This is a genomic window from Mycobacterium sp. D16R24 (assembly GCF_002013385.1).
GTDB lineage: Bacteria > Actinomycetota > Actinomycetes > Mycobacteriales > Mycobacteriaceae > Mycobacterium.
Genome location: NZ_MAEV01000002.1, coordinates 189614 through 212690, shown reverse-complemented (window position 1 = coordinate 212690; position 23077 = coordinate 189614). Strand labels below are relative to the sequence as shown.

Annotated in this window: 24 protein-coding genes; 13 read left to right on the top strand and 11 right to left on the bottom strand. The window is 65.1% G+C overall.

Annotated elements, in window-relative coordinates:
- Positions 1–89 precede the first annotated feature (89 nt).
- Entirely contained in the window at positions 90–590 is a 501-nt protein-coding gene (locus B4383_RS02115; RefSeq protein ID WP_078287864.1) for a nuclear transport factor 2 family protein, read from the top strand.
- Here the strand turns inward: B4383_RS02115 and B4383_RS02110 are convergent.
- Positions 587–2329: an amidohydrolase family protein gene (locus tag B4383_RS02110; protein WP_078287766.1), complete on the bottom strand. Its 1743-nt coding sequence runs from the start codon at positions 2327–2329 to the stop codon at positions 587–589. The genes B4383_RS02115 and B4383_RS02110 overlap by 4 nt on opposite strands.
- Before the next feature lie 127 nt (positions 2330–2456).
- Here B4383_RS02110 and B4383_RS02105 point away from each other — a divergent pair, with 127 nt between their 5' ends.
- The gene (locus tag B4383_RS02105; protein ID WP_078287765.1) at positions 2457–3206 is read left to right on the top strand and encodes a hypothetical protein; all 750 of its coding nucleotides are present in this window, start codon (positions 2457–2459) and stop codon (positions 3204–3206) included.
- Here B4383_RS02105 and B4383_RS02100 read toward each other — a convergent pair.
- Complete coding sequence (locus B4383_RS02100) at positions 3145–3465, bottom strand: 2Fe-2S iron-sulfur cluster binding domain-containing protein (RefSeq protein ID WP_078287764.1); 321 nt, start codon at positions 3463–3465, stop codon at positions 3145–3147. The genes B4383_RS02105 and B4383_RS02100 overlap by 62 nt on opposite strands.
- Positions 3462–4370, bottom strand: a complete 909-nt coding sequence (locus B4383_RS02095; protein ID WP_078287763.1) for a metal-dependent hydrolase — start codon at positions 4368–4370, stop codon at positions 3462–3464. Before B4383_RS02095 ends, B4383_RS02100 begins: the two co-directional genes overlap by 4 nt.
- Before the next feature lie 181 nt (positions 4371–4551).
- Here B4383_RS02095 and B4383_RS02090 point away from each other — a divergent pair, with 181 nt between their 5' ends.
- Complete coding sequence (locus B4383_RS02090) at positions 4552–5280, top strand: TetR/AcrR family transcriptional regulator (protein ID WP_078287762.1); 729 nt, start codon at positions 4552–4554, stop codon at positions 5278–5280.
- Complete coding sequence (locus B4383_RS02085; protein WP_078287761.1) at positions 5277–6647, top strand: AarF/ABC1/UbiB kinase family protein; 1371 nt, start codon at positions 5277–5279, stop codon at positions 6645–6647. The genes B4383_RS02090 and B4383_RS02085 overlap by 4 nt, the downstream gene beginning before the upstream one ends.
- Here B4383_RS02085 and B4383_RS02080 read toward each other — a convergent pair.
- The gene (locus B4383_RS02080) at positions 6644–7075 is read right to left on the bottom strand and encodes an Immediate-early protein 2 (RefSeq protein WP_078287760.1); all 432 of its coding nucleotides are present in this window, start codon (positions 7073–7075) and stop codon (positions 6644–6646) included. The genes B4383_RS02085 and B4383_RS02080 overlap by 4 nt on opposite strands.
- Positions 7057–8079, bottom strand: a complete 1023-nt coding sequence (locus B4383_RS02075) for an SDR family NAD(P)-dependent oxidoreductase (RefSeq protein ID WP_078287759.1) — start codon at positions 8077–8079, stop codon at positions 7057–7059. The genes B4383_RS02080 and B4383_RS02075 overlap by 19 nt, the downstream gene beginning before the upstream one ends.
- Before the next feature lie 131 nt (positions 8080–8210).
- Here B4383_RS02075 and B4383_RS02070 point away from each other — a divergent pair, with 131 nt between their 5' ends.
- On the top strand, positions 8211–8705 hold the full coding sequence (locus B4383_RS02070) for a DUF1942 domain-containing protein (RefSeq protein WP_134064898.1): 495 nt from the start codon (positions 8211–8213) through the stop codon (positions 8703–8705).
- 4 nt (positions 8706–8709) lie between these two features.
- On the opposite strand, the gene B4383_RS02065 is transcribed toward B4383_RS02070, so the two are convergent.
- Positions 8710–9465: an FkbM family methyltransferase gene (locus B4383_RS02065; RefSeq protein WP_078287863.1), complete on the bottom strand. Its 756-nt coding sequence runs from the start codon at positions 9463–9465 to the stop codon at positions 8710–8712.
- A 75-nt stretch (positions 9466–9540) separates the two neighbouring features.
- Here B4383_RS02065 and B4383_RS02060 point away from each other — a divergent pair, with 75 nt between their 5' ends.
- Positions 9541–10065: a GNAT family N-acetyltransferase gene (locus tag B4383_RS02060; protein WP_078287862.1), complete on the top strand. Its 525-nt coding sequence runs from the start codon at positions 9541–9543 to the stop codon at positions 10063–10065.
- Here B4383_RS02060 and zapE read toward each other — a convergent pair.
- Positions 10058–11134, bottom strand: a complete 1077-nt coding sequence (gene zapE, locus B4383_RS02055) for a cell division protein ZapE (protein ID WP_078287757.1) — start codon at positions 11132–11134, stop codon at positions 10058–10060. The two genes, B4383_RS02060 and zapE, sit on opposite strands and share 8 nt — an antisense overlap.
- Before the next feature lie 33 nt (positions 11135–11167).
- Between zapE and B4383_RS02050 the strand changes: the two genes are divergently transcribed.
- From B4383_RS02050 to msrB, 4 genes are read left to right on the top strand one after another with little or no spacing between them, the layout of a single operon-like run.
- Positions 11168–11950 (top strand): pyrimidine reductase family protein, encoded by a 783-nt coding sequence (locus tag B4383_RS02050; RefSeq protein WP_078287756.1) that lies wholly within the window; start codon positions 11168–11170, stop codon positions 11948–11950.
- Positions 11951–11978: 28 nt separating this feature from the next.
- Positions 11979–13532, top strand: a complete 1554-nt coding sequence (locus tag B4383_RS02045) for an alpha/beta fold hydrolase (RefSeq protein ID WP_078287861.1) — start codon at positions 11979–11981, stop codon at positions 13530–13532.
- Between the two features lie 46 nt (positions 13533–13578).
- Positions 13579–14967, top strand: a complete 1389-nt coding sequence (locus tag B4383_RS02040) for a glycosyltransferase family 87 protein (protein WP_078287755.1) — start codon at positions 13579–13581, stop codon at positions 14965–14967.
- Positions 14900–15313 (top strand): peptide-methionine (R)-S-oxide reductase MsrB, encoded by a 414-nt coding sequence (gene msrB / locus B4383_RS02035; RefSeq protein WP_134064910.1) that lies wholly within the window; start codon positions 14900–14902, stop codon positions 15311–15313. Before B4383_RS02040 ends, msrB begins: the two co-directional genes overlap by 68 nt.
- A gap of 75 nt (positions 15314–15388) precedes the next feature.
- On the opposite strand, the gene hemQ is transcribed toward msrB, so the two are convergent.
- From hemQ to hemE, 3 genes are read right to left on the bottom strand one after another with little or no spacing between them, the layout of a single operon-like run.
- Positions 15389–16084: a hydrogen peroxide-dependent heme synthase gene (gene hemQ, locus B4383_RS02030; RefSeq protein ID WP_078287753.1), complete on the bottom strand. Its 696-nt coding sequence runs from the start codon at positions 16082–16084 to the stop codon at positions 15389–15391.
- On the bottom strand, positions 16077–17456 hold the full coding sequence (locus tag B4383_RS02025; RefSeq protein WP_078287752.1) for a protoporphyrinogen oxidase: 1380 nt from the start codon (positions 17454–17456) through the stop codon (positions 16077–16079). Before B4383_RS02025 ends, hemQ begins: the two co-directional genes overlap by 8 nt.
- On the bottom strand, positions 17453–18553 hold the full coding sequence (hemE, locus tag B4383_RS02020) for a uroporphyrinogen decarboxylase (protein WP_176138377.1): 1101 nt from the start codon (positions 18551–18553) through the stop codon (positions 17453–17455). Before hemE ends, B4383_RS02025 begins: the two co-directional genes overlap by 4 nt.
- A gap of 61 nt (positions 18554–18614) precedes the next feature.
- Between hemE and B4383_RS02015 the strand changes: the two genes are divergently transcribed.
- From B4383_RS02015 to B4383_RS02005, 3 genes are read left to right on the top strand one after another with little or no spacing between them, the layout of a single operon-like run.
- Positions 18615–19196 (top strand): DUF3000 domain-containing protein, encoded by a 582-nt coding sequence (locus B4383_RS02015; RefSeq protein ID WP_078287751.1) that lies wholly within the window; start codon positions 18615–18617, stop codon positions 19194–19196.
- Between the two features lie 22 nt (positions 19197–19218).
- Positions 19219–20430 (top strand): ribonuclease D, encoded by a 1212-nt coding sequence (locus tag B4383_RS02010; protein ID WP_078287750.1) that lies wholly within the window; start codon positions 19219–19221, stop codon positions 20428–20430.
- Positions 20431–20490: 60 nt separating this feature from the next.
- Positions 20491–21150: a CatA-like O-acetyltransferase gene (locus B4383_RS02005; protein ID WP_078287749.1), complete on the top strand. Its 660-nt coding sequence runs from the start codon at positions 20491–20493 to the stop codon at positions 21148–21150.
- Here B4383_RS02005 and dxs read toward each other — a convergent pair.
- Complete coding sequence (gene dxs, locus B4383_RS02000; protein ID WP_078287748.1) at positions 21147–23060, bottom strand: 1-deoxy-D-xylulose-5-phosphate synthase; 1914 nt, start codon at positions 23058–23060, stop codon at positions 21147–21149. The genes B4383_RS02005 and dxs overlap by 4 nt on opposite strands.
- Between the last annotated feature and the right edge of the window lie 17 nt (positions 23061–23077).

The following is a 23077-nucleotide window of genomic DNA, read 5'->3' as shown; positions in this document are numbered from 1 at the left end:
GCGCGAATTTCTGTGCGCCGCTTTCAGTTCCGGAGCGATACCGACGAAAGCCCGGATTCGGAATCGTGACCGGTGTTAGTGTGCCCGCCATGGGACAGTGGTCACGCGACGAGCTGCAGAGCATGTTCGACCATCACCTTCGGGTGGTCGATGAGATAGGCCCCAAGGGTGAGTGGGCCACATACGCCGACCTGTTCGCCGAGGATGCCAGCTATATCGAACCGACCTACGGCACGTTCGAGGGCCGCGACGCCATCCGCGAATCCATGGTCAAGACCATGTCGGAGTTCCCCGGGGCGGAGATGCCGCACTACTTCTCCAACTGGCACGTCGTCGACGAGGAACACGGCTGGGTCATCTGCGAGCTGGTCAACCGCATGAAGGACCCCGGCGACGGAAGCATCTGGGAAGCAACGAATATCAGCATCTTCCGCTACGCCGGCGATAACCAATGGGCCAACGAGGAAGACGTCTACAACCCGATGCAGTTCATGGTGGCCATCCAAGGCTACGTGCAGCGCAGCAGCGAGTTGGGCTCACTGTCCCCCGCGGCCGAGACCTTCGGGAAGAACATGGGCTGGCTCAGCTAGCTCGCGGCCAGGAACCTGCCTGCCTTGACCGTGTTGCCGAAGCCCTCGACGAAGGTGCCATAGGAGTACACCCGCTGCCCACCGACGACCGTAGCCGCGATCGCCCTGTCATTGCGGCACACCTGTCGGGACACCCCGAACTCGTCCATGAACTGCTCGTGGTATTCTTCCAGCGAATCATCAAGGCCCGCAGGGTCGATCACCGCGATATCGGCGGTGTCTCCAATACGCAGGCGCCCGGCGTCCAGGCCGTACCACCCGCCGAGCTCGCCGGTGAGCCGGTGCACTGCGGCTTCCAGCGGCATGAAGGGCTTGCCGGCCTCTCCGGCCTCCTTCACGCGCTTGAGTAACCGCAGCCCCGCGTTGTAGAAGGACATGTTGCGCAGGTGCGCACCCGAGTCGTTGTTGCCCAGCTGGAAGTGGCGGTACTTGATGGCCTGGTTCAGAATGTCGGTTCGGTCATTGGCGATGGTGGTGTGCCAGCGCACCTTCCCCGGGTACTCGGACACGAGGTCGAGGAAGGCGTCGACGGGCTGCACCCCACGATCGTCTGCCACCTGACCAAACGACTTGCCCACCACCGATTCGTCGGAGCAACCGACGATCTCCGTGTCGTACATATCGCGATTCCAGGCCACCACCCCGTACTTCTGGGCCATCTCCTTGCGGAACCGTCGCCGATATCCCTCGTCCTTGATCAGATCGACCCGCTGAAGCTGATCGCGGATATCCAATGCCGCCGTGCCCGAGGCGAACTCCTCGAAGATCACCAAATCCATGCCGTCGGAGTACAGATGGAACGGCACCGCCAGCAGCTGGAAGTTGACTTGGGAGCGCAGCAGCGGGTTCAGGGCGCCGGTCGCCGCCTTCAGCAGATTGATCACCGATCGGTTGCTCTTCAGATCAAAGGCCGCCAGCAGGGTGGTCTTGAGGGAGCGACGCCAGGGGCGGGCACCGCTGAGCAGGAAGTGCATGACCGTCTCGGGCCGCTTCTCCACGTCGAGGTTCGATTGCACCACCGCGCCGCGTCGGCGCACCACGTCATAGAGTGCGCCGTACTCGCGCCAGGTCGCGTACGTGGACGGCAACTGTCGACCCGCGAACCGGGTGCCCTCCAGCTTGGAGAAACGCAGCCGGTCGGTGGACAGGCCGACGAAACCGGCGTCGAGCGCATCGGCCACCATCGCCCGCATTCGGGCCAACTCCTTGGATGAGGGGCGTTCGTCGTAATCGGTCGCGCGGGCAAGACCCATGACCGCCGCACGGATATCGGAGTGCCCGATCAGTGTTGCGACGTTGGCACCCAACGGAAGTGACTCGATGAACTTGCGATACCCGCGCGGTCCATCCCAGTCTTTGTGCTCCTTCAGAGCCGAGTGAACCGCATCCCACGGCAGGGCCTCGACCCGGGCGAAGAGATCGGCAACATCCTCCGGATCCGCGTACACCGCGGACATCGAGCAGTTGCCATAGATGACTGAGGTGACACCGTGCCGCACCGATTCACCGAGCCCCGGGCTGACAAGCACCTCGGCGTCGTAGTGGGTATGCACGTCGACCATGCCGGGGATGACCCATTTGCCGTCGGCATCGATGACCTCATCGGCGTCGGCACTCGACAGGCCGGATGCCATGGCCACCACCTTGCCGCCGCGAACCCCGACGTCCAGGATTTGGCCGGGTGCGCCCGTCCCGTCGAACACCAGGCCGCCACGCACCAGCAGGTCAAATGTCGCCATAGTCGATCCACTTCACTCGATGAGTAAGACACTCAGCTTATCTGCCGTGATGCCAATCTGAAAAGCCTAACCGGAAGGCCCATCTGCGTCTTCACAGGTGCTTCACAACTGATTGCTACCGTGCGGCATGAACTGGGTCGACCATTTCGAACGGAACCGCAAGCGCAACCGCGAAATCGACGCCGCAATCAATTGGCGCGGAGACACCGTGCTGTCCGCTGAATCCGCTTCGGCCATCGGCCGCTCTCTGCAGCGCTTCGAGATCGGCGAACGCGGCGACGGCGAGGTGCTACTACGCAAGGCGCGCACAGGCGACCCGCACTACGCGCGGGCCCTCGAATTGTTCGTCGCCGAAGAACAGCAGCACGCTCATCTGCTGGGCCGCAGCCTGGAGCACCTCGATGTGCCACCGCTGTCGCAACATTGGTCGAACTCGGTCTTCGTGTCGGCTCGCCGGATGTTCACTCTGCGTTGGGAGGTGATGGTGCTGACGGTGGCCGAGGTGATCGCACTGAGTTACTACGCCGCCATGTCGCAGTGCGGTGACCCCGCGGTGGAAGCGATGTCCATGCGAATCCTCGACGATGAGCATCACCACGTGGCGTTCCAGATCGACTCTCTACGAGAGGGATTCGCGTCCACTCCACGAACCGTCAGGACGTTGCTGCGCGTGTGCTGGATGATCGTGGCGGCGGGCGCCACCGCTGCGGTGGCGTTGGATCATGGCCCGGCCCTGCGGGTTTGCGGGTGGACCCGGGCACGGTTCTCCCGCGACGCCTGCCGTAACTTTCGTCAGGTGTCGCGGGAGTCCTTGCTCACGCGTCGAAGAAGATCTGCACCCGGTCAGATTCCGGTAGCGTCTGGCATGCCAGCGTGAACCCCTCGGCCACCTCGCTGTCGATGAGAGACTCGTTCATCAGCATCCGCGTCTGACCCGATTGCACCGAGCACATGCAGGTGGCACAGGCCGATTCGCGACACACATAGGGCGCGTCGATCCCCGCGTCCAAGAGTACGTCGAGCAGCTTCTTGCCCTTCGGCCAGTCCAAAATGTGTGTGCTGCCGTAGATTTCAACCTCCAGGACCGTGTTCCCGGTGGTGTCGCTGCCGGTGACCCTGATGGCTTCTGCTGTCACTGGCCCACCGCACGGCGGCCCGGTAGACGATCATTCAGCTCGCCCTCGGATCCGAAAAGGATGCCCTGCCACGTCTCGAGCAGTTCCTCGGTGTCGACATCATCGGGATGGAACCCGGGGCGCATGTATTCGGCGATATCGCGCATCAAACCCTTCACCAGCGGACCGCGGTACACATCGATGGTCTGCCGCAGCACCGACAACGGCTTCCAGCCGCTCGGGTCAGTGAGAATCGACGCCAAGACAGCCAGCGTCATCAAGGGCAGTGTGCCTGCCCAAATCAGTGACATCACACCGATGCGCACCGATTCCGGACCACCCACCGAGCGATACACGTCGAAGGCGACCGACTTATGCTCCATCTCCTCCATGGCATGCCAGTTCAGGAGGTGGTGAACCTCGTCGGACATCGGAATCTCTTGCAGCTGAGCACTGGAGAGGACCCGCTGGGCGAGTACCGCCGTGTAATGCTCGGCGGCAGCGGTCATCGCCAAGTGCGCGATTCTGGGTGCACGTTTCTCCAGCGCGATGACGAACTTCTCACGCCGGCTCCCCTCTTCGAAGTTCATGATCCGGACCAAGGGGTAGCCCATATCGATGATCTTCTCGTTGAGCTTGCGGTGCTCGCGGCCATGCATGGCCTCCTGCCCGATGAACCCCGCCACCCGCTTCTTCAACACCGGGTCGGTGATCTGGTCGGCGTAGTTGCGCACGGACCTGATGAAGGACTCCTCGCCGGGAGGAAACGCACCGGAAAGCAGCGACACCAAGTGACTGAAGACGATGTCACCCTCGACGTAGTGCTTCTTCATGGGGGCCGGCTCACCGAACCGGAAGTTCATCCGGCGCACCTTGGGCAACTCGCGCGCCGCGACTCCCGGCCGCCCCTGCTCGACAACAGCCATGACGGAACTCCTTCCTGGGACGTCACCATTGACGTCTGACCTGGCGATTTCTAGTAGTACTCGGAGTACTACTGGTAGTATCCATACCGCACGGCGCAAGCACAATAGGCAAGACCCATGTGTCCCCCCGAACTGGCAAATCAGGGTCCGGGCACACGTACCATCACTGGTGATGAGAGGCGTGGAAAGCGTGAGTACAGCCATCGCGTCGAAAGTCGGCCCCGGTGCCGCCCGACGTGGCGACCGCCGCAAGGTTGCCCGGGAAGAGTTGTTGGACGCCGCGTTTCGCGCCATCGATGCCATCGGTTCGACCGTCAGCATGGACGACATCGCGCGCGAGGCGGGGGTCGCCAAACCGAAGTTGTACCGCTACTTCGAGGACAAGGCCGACCTGCACAGCGCCGTGCTGGAACGTGTGCAGGACATGGTGTGGAACGCGGCCATGGGTCGGATCAATCTGATGACAGACTCGGCCCGCGAATTGGTCGAGCATGGCGCCAACGAGTACGCCCGCATGATTTCGGATCATCCGAACGTGTTGCGCTTCATCGTGCACGGCCACTTCGTCAATTCCAGTGACGGCACTGAGCGTTTGGTGGAGACCGCGCAGCAGATGACGCACGATATCGCCGAGATACTGTCGAATGCGATCGACGACGAGACGGTGGACATCGACGACGCCGACCTGGCGGTCAGCTCTGCCGCCGGTGCCATCGGCACCGCCACCGAATGGTTCCTGGGGCCCAATCAGCAACGTGCCCAACCGATGCCCATCGAGAGATTCGTGGAGTATCTGACCACCGTCCTGTCCGGGCTCGCCGCGTCGATCGCCGAGTTCAACGGCCTGACGCTTGATCCCGACCAGCCGCTGCACCTGGCGTTCACCAGCACACCAGGCGGCACCGCATGACCGACGGCGTCCCCCTGGCGCGCATCACTCGTGGCCGTGCGCTCGGCAAGTTGGCGGCCGGGCAGGCGGTACGCACCGCGAGCAGCCGACTCTCCATGATCGGTCGATCCGAACAAGCACGCGCGCTCCTCGCGGAGCGCTCCACGCTGCAGGCGGCCGATCAGCTCGTGACCGTGCTGGGCGGCCTCAAGGGTTCGGCGATGAAGCTGGGCCAACTGCTGTCGATGCTGGAAGTGGACATGGTGCCGGAGGCCCATCGCGAGCGCTTCCGCCAGAAGTTGGCCAGGCTGCGCGATCAGGCTCCGCGTGAGCCGTTCACGGTGATGCGCCCGATCATCGAGTCCAACCTGGGAGCGCTGCAGAAGAACTTCCGCGACTTCGATGAGACGCCCGTCGCCGCCGCCTCCATCGGCCAGGTGTACCGAGCCGTCCTGCACGACGGGCGCGAGGTCGCGGTCAAGGTCAAATACCCCGGCGTCGATGACGCGGTACGAGCAGACATGCAGAATCTCGCACTGTTCACCAAGTTCTGGCGCAAAGCGGTACCAACACTGTCCAATTCGGCCTTCATGGAAGAGATTTCCATGAATTTGGAGAGCGAGCTCGACTATCCGCGGGAGGCTCGCACTCAACACGAGATCGCCGAACGCTATCGCGGGCACCCGTTCATCGTGATCCCGGACTGCGTGTCCGACATGTGCACATCACAGATTCTCGTGACGGAATTCCTTGACGGACAGTCCTTTCCCTTCATGCAGACACTCGATGACGAGGAACGCAACCGCATCGGTGAGCTCATCTTCCGGTTCTATATCGGATCACTGTTCCAGGACAACGACTTCTGCGGTGACCCGCATCCGGGGAACATTCTGCGCGCGGCCGACGGCACCATCGGATTCGTGGACTTCGGGCTGTACAACCGGATGAATCCCGAACACGTCGACTTCGAACGGAAGATCATGCGCGCCGCCACCGAGGGCCGCGCCCAGGACATGTACGGCGCGATGGTGGCGCGCGGGATCGTCGACCCACATTCGGACGTCACCCCCCAGGACTGTCTGGAGTACTGCCATGCGGCTTCGGGGTGGAATCTTGTCGACGAGGAAATGACCATCACTCCGGAAATCGCTTCCAGCGCCATGATTCTCGCGGTGGATCCACGCTCCAGTGAATTCACCGGAATGCGCAGACAAAACCTGCCTCCCGAGCACATCTTCTCGCGTCGTGCAGATTTCTACACCTTCGGTGTGCTCGGCCAGCTCAATGTCACCGGCAACTGGCACCGCATCGCGCGCGAGTGGATTTACGGCGACCCGCCCGCCACCGAGGTCGGAATCGCCATCGCGCAGTGGCGCGCTTCCCGCTAGCGCAGCAATCCGTCCATCGCGCGGCCGAACATCCACTGCCCACCCGCCTGTGTCAACCGGTCGAAGGCGCGCGGCAGGCCTCGAATGCTCACCTCTTCGGTCCAGACGACGCGTGAACCAGAATCGAGTGCCTGCACCTCGATCTCGGCCCACCCCAAGACCAACGTCCCAGTCTTCTCCAACCGGCAGCGGCCGGGGCTCCCCTCCTGTGGCGGCTGCCAGCACGTGACCGTCATCGGGTCGTCAAAACCTATGGCTCCCAGACCTGTTCGCCCTACAAACGTGGTGCCCACCCCCGCGGGTGGGTCGCTCGTCACGGATACCGTCGTCAGCGGAATGTGCTCGCTGTGCCGCGGCCAGTCGGTGATGCGAACGAAAGCTTCGCCGACAGACAGCGCGCTGACGCGCTCTATTCGGAGAAGGGCCATAGACCGAACAATCTCGAGGTCGCCTTCTGACCACGCAAGGCGACGATGGTGTCCGTCAGCGTTTCCCGTGGGTCACGGTAGGTGACACCGAGTTCACGCTCGCTGGGTGAGTCATCAGAGGCGGGCATCTGCGTGTAGTACTGCATACCTGCCTCGGTCATCGGAGTACCGAGCGGCACATAACGGCCGAGTTGATCCATCACCGTCCCCGCCACGCGCAGCAGTGAGTCGGGCACCGGAACGGCCAGCACCGTACTGCCGGCCGCATCGGTCAACACATTCACCAGCTCATCCACCTCCAGCCGATGACCGCCCGCGGTGTAGCGCCGCGGACCCCGCCCCGGTTCCAACAGCGCGGCGTGCAGGGCAGCGAGGTCTCGGACATCGACCACCAGCCACGCCGCGCTGCGTCCCGGGACCGACCTCATCAGCAGGACCCAGCGCACTCCCTCAGCGGCCTCACCGAATTGATCCCCCACCGGTGGTCCCAGCACCATGCCCGGGTACGTGATGGTCACCGGTGCACCGGATTCCTGCAAATCGCGCACGTACAGCTCGACCCGCGCCTTCGACTGACCGTATCCATCGCTGCCTCCGGCTGCGGGCAGGTCCGCCTCGAAGGTTTCCAGGCCCGGCCGAAACAGCGCTGTGATGCTGGAAACGTGCACTATCGGGTCGAGGCCGCGGTCAACCGCCGTCCCGAGAACGTTCTGGGTGCCCTCAAGGTTGATGGACATCATCCGGTCGGCTTCTTGGGGATCCGTGCTGACCATGGCCGCACTGTGCAGCACCGCATCGCATCCGTCGAGCGCGGCCTCGACGGAGTCCCGATCAGTGATATCGCCAACGGCGTAGTCCGATACGTCGACACCGAGCGTCGCCGCCGTGGTGTGCAGACGAGCTTCCTTACGCACCAGGAAGCGGACCTGATGCCCGGCGTCGGCAATCGCCTTCGCCGTCCATCCACCCACGAATCCGGTACCGCCAGTGACCAATACGCGCATACTTCACGTCCCGTCCGGTGCGGCGGACCGCCCCAATCAGGACATCGTAGGTTGTCAGCGCCTCCATACCGGGCGAATGCCGAAGAGCCATGTGGCACCGTCCCCGGCACGACGTGTGCCAAGATCGCTGGGTGCGTCTACGCCCCGCCTTCCAGCTCATCGCCGCCCTCACCGCCATCGCCATGGCCTTGGCGCCGACGGCGACCGCACAACCCGAGCGGGTGACGCCCATCGGGCACATCGGCGAGACGCTGCATTTCGACTACGGCACCATCGGCGCCGATGTCACCGTGCACAACATCGAACCCACCGGTGTCCCGGCCGGCATGGCTCCCCCACGCGGCATCATCTGGAAGGCGTACGTGACCATCCGGCCGACCAAGGTGCCCAATGCGTATGCGTTGTTGATGGCGCTCAAGCTCGGCGGCATTTCACCCGAAACCGGGGATGCCTATGAGCCTCAGCGCACCGACGAGCCCGACGATCTGAACTACGCGCTGCGCAACGCGCCACAGGGTTCGACCGTGAGCGGCGCGGTGTACTGGGACGTCTACCGCGGACCGGTGCGGCACATCGTGCTGCGTTCGTCGCAGACCCAGGTCCACCTGGCCCAGTGGGACCTTTGAGCTCTCAGCGGGGCTGGAACAGGTAGTTCCGGAAGGTATCGGTGACCTTGTCCACTGGCCGCCAGGAGTCTGCGCTCCATACCGACATCCGGTAATCCCGCGCTGTGAACCACGCGACGATGTCCTCGGCGTTGCGTCCGAACCGCTCCATGTGGCGATCCTCTACCTCGAGCATCATCGCCGGACGGGCCCGTTCGATGGTCTTCTCGCCACTCACCAGGACATCGAGTTCGGCGCCCTCGACATCGATCTTCACGAAGTCGATCCGTGTGATGCTCAGGCGCTGGCAGAACCCGTCGAACGTCTCGGTGTCCACGACCACCCGGATGTGCTCATCGAACTCGGCGTTCGAGCCCAGCCCATCGGCCCCGGCGTCGACGAAGGACCGTCCGGTGATCGGCTTGCCGTTGCGCAACGGAACGCTCATGACCTGCTCACCCGGGTTGGTGCCGAGTGCGACTGCGTGGCGGCGCACGTTCTGCGCGCTACGCAGCCCCAGGGCCGCCGACGAGGTGGCATGGGCGAACCGCAGCGGCTCCAGGCTGTACACCAGGCCGTCCGCACCCACCAGGCGCGCCAGCTCCGCGGTGTAGAAACCGGCGGCGGCACCCACGTCCAGGCACACATCCCCTGGCTTGACCACCTGCGCGATACCCACCAGCTCGGTTTCCACCCATGGGGTGGTGCGGGCGAGTGTGCGCAGGCCCTGCCCCACCACGGCGTCACGAATCTCACCGAAGGCCGTCACGCGCCGCGTCATATGGTGCTCCTCAGGGTTGATCATCAACATGGTCGCTGTCTCGGAACCGCGCCAAGTATAGGTAGCGTGCCGGTCATGCCGATTCAGGTCCGCAGCGCGACGCCCGCCGACAGTGCGGAAGTCGCGGCCGTCGCCGCCCACACCTTCCCGCTGGCGTGTCCCGCGTCGTCAACCCCGGAGAACATCGCGGCATTCATCGCGGCCAACCTCAGCACAAACAACTTCGATAAGTACATCAGCGAGCACCGGGTACTGGTCGCGCGCGAGAACGACGCCATCGTGGGGTACGCGATGCTCGTGGACGGTGTCGCAGAGGATCCCGACGTGCAGCGAGCCGTCACGCTGCGGCCCGCGATGCAGCTCTCCAAGATGTACGTGCTCCCCGAGTTCCATCGGGCCGGGGTGGCGGGCGCGCTGATGACCGCGGCCCTTACCGACGCCGCCGCGCACGGGGCGATGGGTGTCTGGCTGGGCGTCAACCAGGAAAATGAACGTGCGCAGCGCTTTTACGCCAAACACGGCTTCAACCGCAGTGGCACGAAGACCTTCCAGGTGGGCGAGCGCGTCGAGAACGACTACGTGATGCAGCGGGTCATATAGTGCTTGGTAGCGGAGCGGCGCTGAGCGCCAGCAGCCGCGAGGTGGCACGCAGGTACTTCTTGCGGAATCCGCCGGCGACCATCTCGTCGTCGAAAACCGTGTCCAGCTTCGCCCCCGAGGCCTCCACCGGGATACCCGCGTCGTAGAGGCGGTCCGTCAAGGCGACGATCCGCAGCGCCACCGCCTGATCGTGCACCTGCTGCACGCCCGCGATGAACACCGCCGTCACACCTTCGATCAGGGTGAGATACCGCGACGGGTGCATGCTCGCCAGGTGCCGGCACAGATCGTCGAACTGGTCGAAGGTGGCGCCGTCGATCGAGGCTGCCAATTCGCGAAGCTCATCATCGGTGTGCGGCTCGGGAGCCGGCGGCAGGTCACGGTGGCGGTAATCGGGGCCCTCGACCCGCACCGTGTTGAAGATCGCCGACAGCGTGTTGATCTCACGCAGGAAATCCTGGGCGGCGAATCGGCCCTCGCCGAGCTGCTCGGGCAGGGTGTTGGAGGTGGCGGCAATCGACACCCCGCGCGCCACCAGCTCCGAGAGCAGCCGCGACACCAGCGTGGTGTTGCCCGGGTCATCCAGCTCGAACTCGTCGATGCACACCACCGTGTAATCCGCGAGCAGCTCGATGCACTCCAGGAAGCCGAAAACACCTGCCACCTGTGTCAGCTCACCGAAGCTGGCGAACGCCTTCGGACCGGGCACGGTGTGATAGATCGACGCCAAGAGGTGGGTCTTACCGACTCCGAACCCGCCGTCGAGATAAATCCCGACCCCGGGCAACACCTCGCGCTTGCCGAACAGCTTCTTTTTGCCCGCCCGGCGGATGGTCGCCTCCTGAGCGAAGGCACGGCACGATTCCACGGCCGCCGCCTGCGTCGGCTCGTTGGGGTCAGGCCGGTAGGAGTCGAAACTCACCGACGTGAACGTGGGGGGCGGCACCAGCTGGGCAATCAGCCGCTCATTGGAGACGGTGGGGTGCCGGTCGGCAAGGTGCTGGGGGTTCCCGGGCGGGCGAAGCGACGGGGAATGGCCCGGAACGGCACCGGATTGCGGATCAGTCACACGGGCAGCGTAACGGCGTGTTGAGATCTCCTTGTGGCCGACAGTGACGGTGAACAGGCAATTCAGGGCCCGGCTGGGATACAGCTCACACAGCTGACAACCGGGGCACCGGTGGATTCCGGCGAGCTGGTGGACCTCTATGACTACCCGGGCGGCGGCGGACTGTACTTGCGCGCCAACATGATTGGCAGCCTCGACGGGGCCGCCACGGTAACCGGATTGTCCGGCGGACTCGGCGGCGAAGGCGACCAGGCGGTGTTCGCGGCAATGCGCGCCAATGCCGATGTGATTCTCGTCGGGGCCGGCACCGTGCGGGCAGAGCGCTATCACGGCGCGCATCTGCCGGTCGGTCTGCGCCAGCGCCGCCAGGCCCGCGGGCAGAGCGAGGTTCCGGTGATTGCCGTGGTCACGGCCTCGGGGACGGTGGACCCGAGCATTCCCTTGTTCACCGAGTCCGAGGTCGCGCCCATCGTGGTGACCACGGCCTCCGGAGCGAGGAATGTCGAGGCCCGAATATCAGGCGTGCAGGTTCTGGCCGCCGAGCGCGCCGGGAAGGTCGATCTGCACGCGGCGCTGGCGCAGCTGCACAGCCGGGGCCTGCCCCGGGTGCTGTGCGAAGGAGGACCGTCCCTGTTAGGCAGCCTGCTGGCGGCGCGGCTCGTCGACGAACTGTGCCTGACCACCGCACCCACCACCGTCAGCGGCGGCGCAGCCCGCATTACGGCAAGCCCCGCCGACGTGCTCACGTCGTGGCGGCGGGTGTTGCTGCTCGGCGATGCCGACGGCTACCTGTTCGCGCGGCACGTCCGGGCTTGAGGGACATTCACCCGATACTGTGGTCGGCATGCGTGCACGGCTGATGGGGGCGATGGCGGTTGCCCAGCTGCTGACCGGAGTACTGGCCGGATGCGCCCCCGGCCCCTCGGCGGGACCGCATTTCGCCATGGACGAGGGCCACGGAAATGCGGGCCCCGCCACCGCACCGCCGCCGAGCGGACCCCCATCGATCGACAAGCCCAAGGTCGACCTGTCCTGGCAGGACTGCACCCGGGAGGTGCTCGGCAGCGCCAACATCACCACGTCGCCGACGTTCACGCTCGAGTGCGCCGAGTACAAGGCGCCACTGGACCCGATCAACGGAGCGCCGGGCAGCGTGACGGTGGGCGCGGTGCGCGCCAAGACCTCCCAGACACCCGCCGACGCCGGCCCGCTGGTATTCACTACCGGCTCCGATCTGCCGTCCTCGGTCCAGCTGGCGACGTGGCTCAACGGTCCGGGCGCACAGGTGCTCAAACAGCGCCCCGTGGTGGCCGTCGACCGCCGCGGTATCGGGCGATCCGATGCGATCACGTGTCGCGACACCTGGGACCTGCGGGATATGCGAGACCTGGCGCAGAACCGTGGCGGTGACGATCCCGTTGCGAGTCTGGGCAAGATCGTCGAGACCGCGACCACCAACTGCACCGACACCATCTCCCCCGGCGACTCCGCCTACAACGACGCGCATGCCGCGGAGGACCTGGAAGCGTTGCGTGCCCAATGGGATGTGCCCGGCCTGGCGCTGCTCGGCATCGGCAGCGGCGCTCGCGTTGCCCTGGCGTACGCCGGATCCCACCCCAACAAGCTGGCCCGGCTGATGCTCGACTCACCGGTGGCCGTCGATATCGCCGCCGAAGCGGCTGCCGAGCAGCGGCTCAAGGGTGAGCAGTCGGCATTCGACGCATTCGCGGCGCAGTGCGTCGCGAACAACTGCCCGCTGGGACCGGATCCCGCGGGTGCCGTGGGCGACCTGTTGAACCGCGCTCAGAACGGCAGACTGCCGTGGTCGCGGGCGACAATCGTCAGGGCGATCACCACGGCACTTGGGTACCCGGTCGGCGACGGGACAGCCGTCGTGCAGAACCTCGCGAACGCACTCAATGCGGCGCGCGGTACCGACCGAGAGGCCCTCACCCCCCTGGTAGACCGGGCCAACGCACTGCGCGATTCCGATGGACAGTTCGTCAATTCCTGCAGCGACGCACTGGCACGCCCCACCCCTGATCGGGTGCGCGAGCTCGTGGTGGCCTGGGGTAAGCAGTACCCGCTGTTCGGGCGCACCTCTGCCCTCGGGCTGGTGAACTGCCTGCAATGGCCCAGCGGATCCAAGCCGAACCCGCCGCAGGACCTGAAGATCAACGTGCTGATCCTCGGCGGACAGCACGATCCGATCTCCGGCAGCGAGGGCGTGTCGCCAACCGCCGCGGTGATCATCAACGCCAAGGCCGCGAGCAAGCGGGTCATGTGGCAGGGCATCGGCCACGGTGCGATCGTCTACACCGCATGCGCACAGCCGCCCTTCCTCGCCTACCTGAACGACGGAAAGCTCCCGGAGACCGACACGTTCTGCCCGGCCTAGTCGTACTTGCCGGAACTGCCCTGGGCGCTCAAGGTACGGTGCCTGCGTGGTGTCAGTCGATACGTCCTTTTCAGGCCTGATTGAAGGCTTCAAAAACTCCGTCTCGCAGGCCCTGAAACCTCCGACCGCACCGCCCACGATCGCGACCATCCTGCGCTCGGTGCTGTGGCCCGTCGCCATCATGGCGGTCATCCACCGCAGCTACGTGCTGGGCACCAACGGCTACATCACCGACGACTTCGGGCCCGTCTACCGCGCCGTCATCGCCTTCAAGCGACACCTGCCGGTGTACAACGAGAACTTCAGCTACGTCGACCCGCACTACATCTACCCACCGGGTGGCACGCTGCTGCTGGCGCCCTTCGGATATCTGCCCGTGGACGCATCGCGGTACTGGTTCATCACCATCAACGCCATCGCGATTGTGATCGCGGCCTACTTCCTGCTGAGGCTGTTCAACTTCACGCTGGCCTCGGTGGCCGCACCGGCGCTGCTGTTGGCCATGTTCTGCACCGAAAGCGTGACCAACACAATTGTTTTCACCAACATCAACGGCGTGGTGCTGCTGCTGGAGGTGCTGTTCTTCCGCTGGCTACTAGACGGCCGCAAGAACTCCGAATGGCTGGCCGGCGTCGCGATAGGCCTGACACTGGTGATCAAACCGCTGCTGTTACCGCTGCTGTTGCTGCCGCTACTCAACCGGCAGTGGCGGGTCTTCGCGGCCGCCTTCGGCATCCCCGCCTTCTTCAATCTCGTGGCGATGTTCGGCCCGCACAAGGTGCGGATCGTCGACGGCTGGGACTATCTCCGGCGCACCATGAGCTACCTCGGTGAGACCCGCGACTACTTCAACAGCTCCATCGCCGGCAATGGCGTGTACTACGGGCTCCCCACGCCGCTGATCGGCTTCCTGCGCATCGCATTCCTGCTGATCGCCCTGGTGAGCGTCTGGCTGCTGTACAAGTACTACCGCCGGCGCGACCCCAGGTTCTGGGCGCTGACCACCGGCGGTGTGGTGCTGACGGCTTCGTTCCTGCTCCTGGGGCTGGGGCAGGGCTACTACTCGATGGCGCTGTTCCCGTTCGTCATGACGATCGTGCTGCCCAACTCGGTGCTGCGAAACTGGCCGGCCTGGCTGGCGATCTACGGCTTCTTCACCATGGACCGCTGGCTGCTCGTGCACTGGCTGACGACCGGCCGCGCCCTGGAGTACCTGAAGATCACCTACGGATGGTGCCTGCTGCTGATCGTGGTGATGATGGTGCTGGTGCTTCGGTACCGGGAGGCCAAGGCCGCTGGCACACTGGATAACGGGCTAGATCCGGACTGGATGACGGCTGGGACAAGCACTAAGGAGTCAGCGACCGATGACGACATCGAACGACCCGAAGGTGAATCTGACCGACGAGCAGTGGCGGGAGCGGCTGACTCCTGAGGAGTTCTCGGTGCTGCGCCGCGCGGGTACCGAACGACCGTTCGTCGGTGAGTACACCGACACCAAGACCGAGGGCGTGTACGCCTGCCGGGCGTGCGGGGCCGAGCTGTTTCGCAGCACCGAGAAGTTCGAATCCCATTGCGGCTGGCCGTCGTTCTTCGACCCGGCCGATTCGGACGCGGTGATCCTGAAGCCCGACAAGTCGCTGGGTATGCGTCGCGTCGAGGTCGTGTGCGCCAATTGCCACAGCCACCTGGGGCATGTGTTCGAGGGTGAGGGATATCCCACGCCCACCGACCAGCGCTACTGCATCAACTCCATCTCACTGACACTGCAGCCGTCCTGACTGACTTCAGTCGCCGACACGCCGCGTTCCGCGGGCGTGTCTCGGCATGTCACGGCGTGTCGGCGCGGAGTGGCCCTAGGGGAGGCGGGCCACGAGCTCCTCGACCGAGACCCGCGGGCCGGTGAAGAAGGGCGTCTCCTCGCGGACGTGCAACCGCGCCTCGGTGGCACGCAAATCGCGCATCAGATCGACGATGCGGTACAGCTCGGGCGCCTCGAACGCCAGCAGCCACTCGTAGTCGCCGAGCGCGAAAGCAGGCACGGTGTTGGCGCGCACATCCTTGTACGCGCGCGCGGCGATACCGTGATCGGCGAGCATTTTGCGTCGCTCCTCATCGGGCAGCAGGTACCAATCGTAGGACCGCACAAAGGGATACACGCAGATGTAAGCGCCGGGCTCCTCCCCCGCCAGGAAGGCCGGGATGTGGCTCTTGTTGAACTCGGCGGGCCGGTGCAGGGCCGCGTTGCTCCACACCGGGGTGCTGGCCCGGCCCAGCGCGGTGGTGCGGCGGAAGTCGCTGTACAAAGCCTGCAGCTTCTCGATGGATTCGGCGTGCGACCAGATCATGAAGTCGGCATCGGCGCGCAGCCCGGCCACGTCGTAGATGCCGCGCACCACGACACCGTCATCTTCATGGCGTTTGATCAGGGTGGCCACCTCATCGGCGGCGGTATCGCGATCCTCGCCCAGTCCCTGGTCGCGCACCTGAAACACCGAGAACATCAGGTAGCGAATGGTGGAGTTGAGGGTGTCGAAATCGAGGCTAGCCATGTCCCCATCGTGCCACGGTGGCTCGCACCGCTTGAGAGGCGGAGGCCACACAAGCGGGCACCCCGATCCCGTCCAGGTACGACCCCGCCACCGCGACCCCTGGCGGCAACCCGTCGCGGATCGCTTCCACCACATCGGCGTGGCCGGGACCGTACTGCGGCATGGCGTCGATCCAACGGGCCAGCGCCGAATTGATCGGTGTGACAGGCGCACCCAGCACGGTTTCTAGGTCGACAACAGCCCAGTGCCGCAGCTGCTCGTCGCTGGTGGCCCGCGCCACGGTGTCACCGAAGCGTCCGTAGGACAACCGCACCACCTGGGTATTGCGTCCGCGTAATCCCCACTTGCTGGTCGAGAAGGTTATGGCCTTGGTGTGCAAGGTTTCTTGCGACGCCACCAGCACGCCTGAATTCGCCGGAATTGGGGCATCGCCGGGCAGTGTCAGCGCGACGACCACCGAAGACGCGACCGGAATGGTCCGCGCCGCCGCGGCCGATTCGGGTGCGACCGCATCCAGAATCGCCGCCGCGCGGGGTGCCTGCACTGCGACGATGACCGCGTCGAAATGATCAGCCGACGTTCCGTCGCCGGTGAGCGTCCAACCGTCGCCATCGCGCGCGATACCGGTGATCGCGAGCTGCCGATGTTCGGCGCGGGCGCGGCGCCAGAGCTCCTCCAGCAGCACCGCATAGCCACCATCGATGGCACCGAAGATGCCGGTGGCCGAGATCGGCGGCAACGCCTGCTGGGCCGCGGTGAGCAAGCTGCCCGCCCCCTCATCGAGCGCCCGGGCAATGCCGGGTGCCGCCGTACGCAGCCCCGTCGTCGCGGCCGAACCCGCGTACACGCCGCCGAGCAGCGGATCGACCAGCCGCTCGACCACCTGCGGACCAAACCGCAGCGAGACCAGGTCCGCGACGGTGGGTTCGGCTCCTACGGTCCAGTGCATATCGCGCTGCGGCTCGCTCTCGATGCGCGCTACCGTCTCCTCGTCGACAAGCCCGACCACCGACGACGCCGAGGCCGGGATGCCGTTCACCGTCCGCGTGGGTAGCGGATGCAGACTGCCTCCGGCATATATGAGTGGTCGCGCTCCTGTGGTGTCGAGCCTGCGGTCCGCCAGCCCCAGTTCCTCCAACAGGTCCAGCACCTCGGGGCGGCGGGTGATGAATGCCTCGGCACCGATGTCAATCCGGTGCTCACCGAGGGTGATGGTGCGAAGGATCCCACCCAGCTGCTCGGCCGGGTCGTACACGGTGATGCGCGCGTCATCGCCTAGCTCGCACCGCAACCGGTACGCCGCCGTCAGCCCCGAAATACCGCCGCCCACAATGGCAATGGAAGGCGAGGCCGACGACGCCGCGGAGGTCACAACGAATGCACCAGCGCCACCGCATCGGTGAGTACCGCCGGATCGGTATCCGGCAGCACCCCGTGCCCCAGATTGAAGATATGCCCGGCGGCACCGTCGGCCACGGCCTGACGCCCCTCGCCAACGATTCGGCGCACCTCACGCTCCACCACCGGCCACCCGGCGAACAGGACCGCCGGATCGAGGTTGCCCTGCAAGGCTTTTCCGGGGCCAACCCGACCCGCCGCGACATTCAGCGGAGTACGCCAGTCCACACCGACCACCGTGGCGCCGGCCTCCCCCATCGCACCCAGCAGCTCGGCGGTGCCCACCCCGAAGTGCGTCATGGGTACGCCCGCACCGGCGAATTCATCGAAAATCCTTGTACTGTGCGGCAATACAGCAGACCGATAGTCGGCCAGCGACAGCGCGCCCGCCCACGAGTCGAATAGCTGTAGCGCATCCACGCCCGCATCGAGCTGTGCGCGCAGGAAGGCGATGGTGATATCGGTCAGCGCGGTCATCAACGCGTGCCAGGTCTGGGGATCTCCCTGCAGCAGCGCCTTCGTGCGCTGATGGTGGCGGCTCGGGCCGCCCTCGACAAGGTAGGAAGCCAGCGTGAAGGGAGCGCCGGCGAAGCCGATCAGCGGGGTGGCGCCCAGCTCGGTGACCAGCAGTCGCACCGCGTCGCTGACGGCCTCAACCTGCCCGGGCTCCAGACGCGGCAGTCCCGCCACATCGGCGGTGGTGCGCACCGGGTTCGCGATCACGGGTCCCACGTCGGGAACGATGTCCAGATCGATCCCGGCGGCCTTGAGTGGCACCACGATGTCCGAGAACAAGATGGCGGCGTCGACCTGGTGCCGCCGGATCGGCTGGAGCGTGATCTCGCAAACCAGTTCAGGATTAAAGCAAGCGTCCAGCATGGCGTGATCGGCGCGCACCGCGCGGTACTCGGGCAGCGAACGCCCGGCCTGCCGCATAAACCACACCGGAGGTCGGCTGGGAACCCGGCCCTCGGCGGCTGCGAGATATGGGGAAAGTGGCAGCTCACGACGGGTTTTTGCCTGCGTCGTGCGATCTTCGTTCAATCCGGTCATCACTGCCCATGCTGCCATGGCAACCTCGTACGGCGCGCCTTCGGGAGCATGTCGGCCCGGCGCGCTAGCGTCCATTGCTGTGACGTCTGCCGAACCAGCCCCGTTCCGCGCGGCGGTCGACGCGATGAACTCCGTGACCGCGCGTCCGGAAATCGAGCTGGGCACTATTCGTCCCCCACAGCGGCTGGCTCCGTTCAGCTACGCACTCGGCGCTGAAATCAAGCACCTCGATACCGATAACGTGCCCGAACAATCCGAGGGCGACGCCTTCGGCAGGCTAATCCTGTTGCACGACCCCGAGGGTGATGAGGCGTGGAACGGCACCATGAGGCTGGTCGCCTACATCCAGGCCGATCTGGATGCCTCAGAGGCCGTGGACCCGTTGCTGCCCGAGGTCGCGTGGAGCTGGCTCGTGGACGCGTTGAACACGCGCACCGCGGACGTGACGGCGTTGGGCGGAACGGTGACCGCAACCACCTCGGTCCGCTACGGCGATATCGCCGGTCCGGGACGCGCTCACCAGTTGGAACTACGGGCATCCTGGACCGCCACCGGTACCGATATCGGAACTCACGTCGAGGCGTTCTGCGAGGTACTAGAGCATGCCGCCGGCCTGCCACCGGTCGGTGTGACCGATCTGGGGTCGCGCCACCGCGCCTAGGGCCTACGCTGCTGATTCAGATATGGACAACGACTCCGAGCTCCCCGAACCGACACCACTGCTTCGCCCCGCCGAAGGGGTGCCGCCACTCACCGCCTCGACGGATGAAATCCGCATGGCCGCACAACGTTTGGCGTCCGGAACCGGCGCCTTCGCCGTTGATGCCGAGCGCGCCTCCGGATTCCGGTACTCCAATCGTGCCTACCTGATCCAGATTCGCCGACGCGGCGCCGGATCGGTGCTGCTGGACCCGACGAATGTTCCGGACGCACTGGGACCGATCGTCGAGGTGCTGAGCGCCGACGAATGGATCTTGCATGCCGCCGACCAGGATCTGCCCTGCCTGGCCGAATTGGAGATGAGACCGCCGTCGCTCTACGACACCGAACTGGCCGGGCGGCTAGCCGGATTCGAGAAGGTGAACCTGGCGGCGATGGTGCATCGACTGCTGGGTCTGGGTCTGGCCAAGGGACATGGCGCCGCCGACTGGTCCAAACGTCCCCTGCCGGACGACTGGCTCAACTACGCGGCACTAGACGTCGAGGTGCTCATCGAGCTGCGCGAGAAGATCGCCGAAGTTCTCGACGAGCAAGACAAGACCGAATGGGCCCGGCAGGAATTCGAGTACCTTGCGCACATGACGGCCTCGGCGACGCGGCGGGACAACTGGCGTCGCACCTCCGGAATCCACAAGATACGCAAACCCGGCCAGTTGGCGGCCGTCCGCGAACTATGGCTCAGCCGTGATGAACTGGCGCGCGCGCGAGATGTGGCCCCCGGCCGGACGCTTCCCGATTCGGCGATCGTCGAAGCTGCGATGGCCGACCCGAAGACACGGAACGAACTGATCGCTCTTCCGGTGTTCGGCGGTCCCCGGCAGAAGCAGCAGGCCGATCGTTGGCTCGCGGCGCTGGCGAAAGCCCGCAGCGCGGACACCCCTCCACCGGTCAATGAGCCCACCATCGGGCCACCGCCGGTATCGCGATGGTCGCGACGCAAACCCGAGGCCTACGCGCGCCTGGAAGCCGCGCGCACAGCCCTGTCGGCGCTCTCCGAGGAGATCTCGGTGCCCGTGGAGAACATCGTCACCCCGGAGATCGTGAGACGGCTCTGCTGGGACTGGAACGGCAATGGGGACGTCGAAGAACTACTCGCCGGCCACGGCGCGCGCCCATGGCAACGGGAACTGACGGTGCCGATCCTCACCGCGACGCTGACCGACAGCCGGGGCTAACTCGCCGACACGGCCAAAATTGAGTTGCAAGGCCGCCCGGGAGACGCTCTGCTGGTCTCCATGGCAACACTTGAACCCGTCGATGTGCAACAGTGGCCACGCGGTGAATGGTTCGCGCACTATCTCAACCGCTGTCCCACCTACTACTCGATTACGGTCGATCTGGACGTCACCGACCTCCTCAGAGCGATTCGCGCATCCGGTCGCAAGACATATCCGACACAGATCTGGGCATTGGCGACCGTCGTGAATCGTTATCCAGAATTCCGCATGGCCCTTGACGATCAAGGAAATCCGGGAATCTGGGACACCGTGGACCCGGCGTTCACCGTGTTCAATCCCGACCGCGAGACCTTCGCGAGTATCAGCGCCAACTACAGCACCGACTTCGACGCGTTCCACACCGAAGTCGTCGACCTGCTCGCCGAACATCGCCACTCCTCAACGCTTTTCCCACAAGGATTGCCCCGACCCCGGAATGTGTTCGACATCTCCAGCATCCCGTGGACGAGCTTTTCCAGCTTCACGCTGACCATCGCCCCCGGCTGGGAACATCTGGCTCCCATCTTCACCGTCGGCAAGTTCCATGATCGGGTTGGCCAAACCATCATGCCGCTGGCAGTGCAGATCCACCATGCGGCGGCCGACGGATTTCACAGCGGGCGTCTCGTGGAAGAGCTGCGCGAAATCCTCGCCACTCCGGACTGGGTGCGGAGCTAGTCGATCTGTTCGGAAACCGAATTGTCGGCCGTCTCGCGGCTCATCGCGGCCACCCAGCCGGTGATCTTGCGAGCGATGTGCTGATCGGTCAAACCGAGCTGCTCAAGAACCTGCCCCCGGGACCCATGGTCTAGGAACTGTTGCGGGACACCGATATCCCGACTCGGCACATCTACATCGGCGTCTTGCATCGCCTTGGTCACCGCGCTACCGGCACCGCCGTGCACGCCGCTATCCTCCAAGGTCACCACCAGCCGATGCTGCCTGGCCAGGCCGACCACGTACTCGGGCACCGGCAGCACCCACCGCGGGTCGACGACAGTGACCCCGATCCCCTGCTTGCCAAGCCTCTCGGCCGTCGCCAACGCGGTCGATGCGAACGGGCCGACGGCCACCAGCAGCACATCGGCGTGCAATCCGCCCGCCGGACGGGCCAGCACATCGACGCCGTCTCGACGCTCGACAGCCGGGATATCCTCGCCGACTTCGCCTTTGGGAAAACGCAGCGCGGTCGGCCCATCATCGAACGCCAGCGCTTCGGTCAGCTCTTCACGCAGCCGCGAAGCATCACGCGGCGCAGCGACCCGCATTCCGGGCACCACGTTCAGGATCGACAGGTCCCACATGCCATTGTGGCTGGCCCCGTCACTTCCGGTGATGCCCGCCCGGTCCAGCACGAATGTCACCGGAAGCTTGTGCAGCGCAACGTCCATCATCACCTGATCGAACGCACGGTTCAGGAAGGTGGAGTAGATCGCCACCACGGGGTGCAGGCCGCCCATCGCGAGACCGGCCGCGGAGGTGACGGCGTGCTGTTCGGCGATACCGACGTCGAAGAGCCGATCCGGGAAACGCTCACCAAACTTGCTGAGCCCGGTCGGTCCCGGCATGGCCGCGGTGATCGCCACGATATTGCGGTGTTCACTGGCCACATCGATGAGCGAGTCGGAGAACACCGATGTCCAGCCCAGCGCCGAAGCCTTGATGGAGCGGCCGGTTTTCGGGTCGATAATGCCGGTGGAATGCATCTGCTCGGCCTCGTCGTCCTCGGCAGGCGCATACCCCATGCCCTTGCGGGTAATCACATGCACGATCACCGGGCCGCCATAACCACGGGCACGGCGCAGTGCATCCTCGACCGCATGCTCATCGTGTCCATCAACGGGCCCAACGTATTTGATGCCCAGATCGGTGAACATCACCTGCGGCGATACCGCATCCTTGACTCCCACCTTGAGGCTGTGCATCAACGCGTACGCCAACGGTCCCACCACCGGCATACCGCGCAGCAGCTTCCGGCTCTCGTCGAGCACCTTCTCGTAGGTGGGCGTGAGCCGCAGCCCGGCCAGATGCGAGGCGAGGCCACCGATGGTCGGCGCATAGCTTCGTCCGTTGTCGTTGACGACGATGATGATGCGGCGATCGGCGGCCGCGATGTTGTTCAGAGCCTCCCAGCACATGCCGCCGGTGAGCGCGCCATCGCCAACCACCGCGACGACATGGCGGCGACGTTGCCCTGTCAGTTCGAATGCCTTCGCAAGTCCGTCCGCGTAGGACAGCGCCGTCGACGCGTGGCTGGATTCCACCCAATCGTGTTCGCTCTCGGCCCGACACGGGTACCCCGATAAGCCGTCCTTCTGGCGCAGCGTGTCGAAGTCTCCGGAACGGCCGGTCAGGATCTTGTGCACATACGCCTGGTGCCCGGTGTCGAAGATGATCGGGTCATACGGGGACTCGAACACACGATGGAGAGCCAGCGTCAGCTCGACGACACCCAGGTTGGGTCCTAGATGGCCGCCGGTCGCGGCGACCTTATGGATCAGGAACTCGCGAATCTCGTCGGCGAGCAAGTCCAGCTCTCGCTTCGAGAGACCCTGCAGGTCACCCGGTCCCCTGATGTCGTCAAGCATCAGGTCAGTCTACGCAG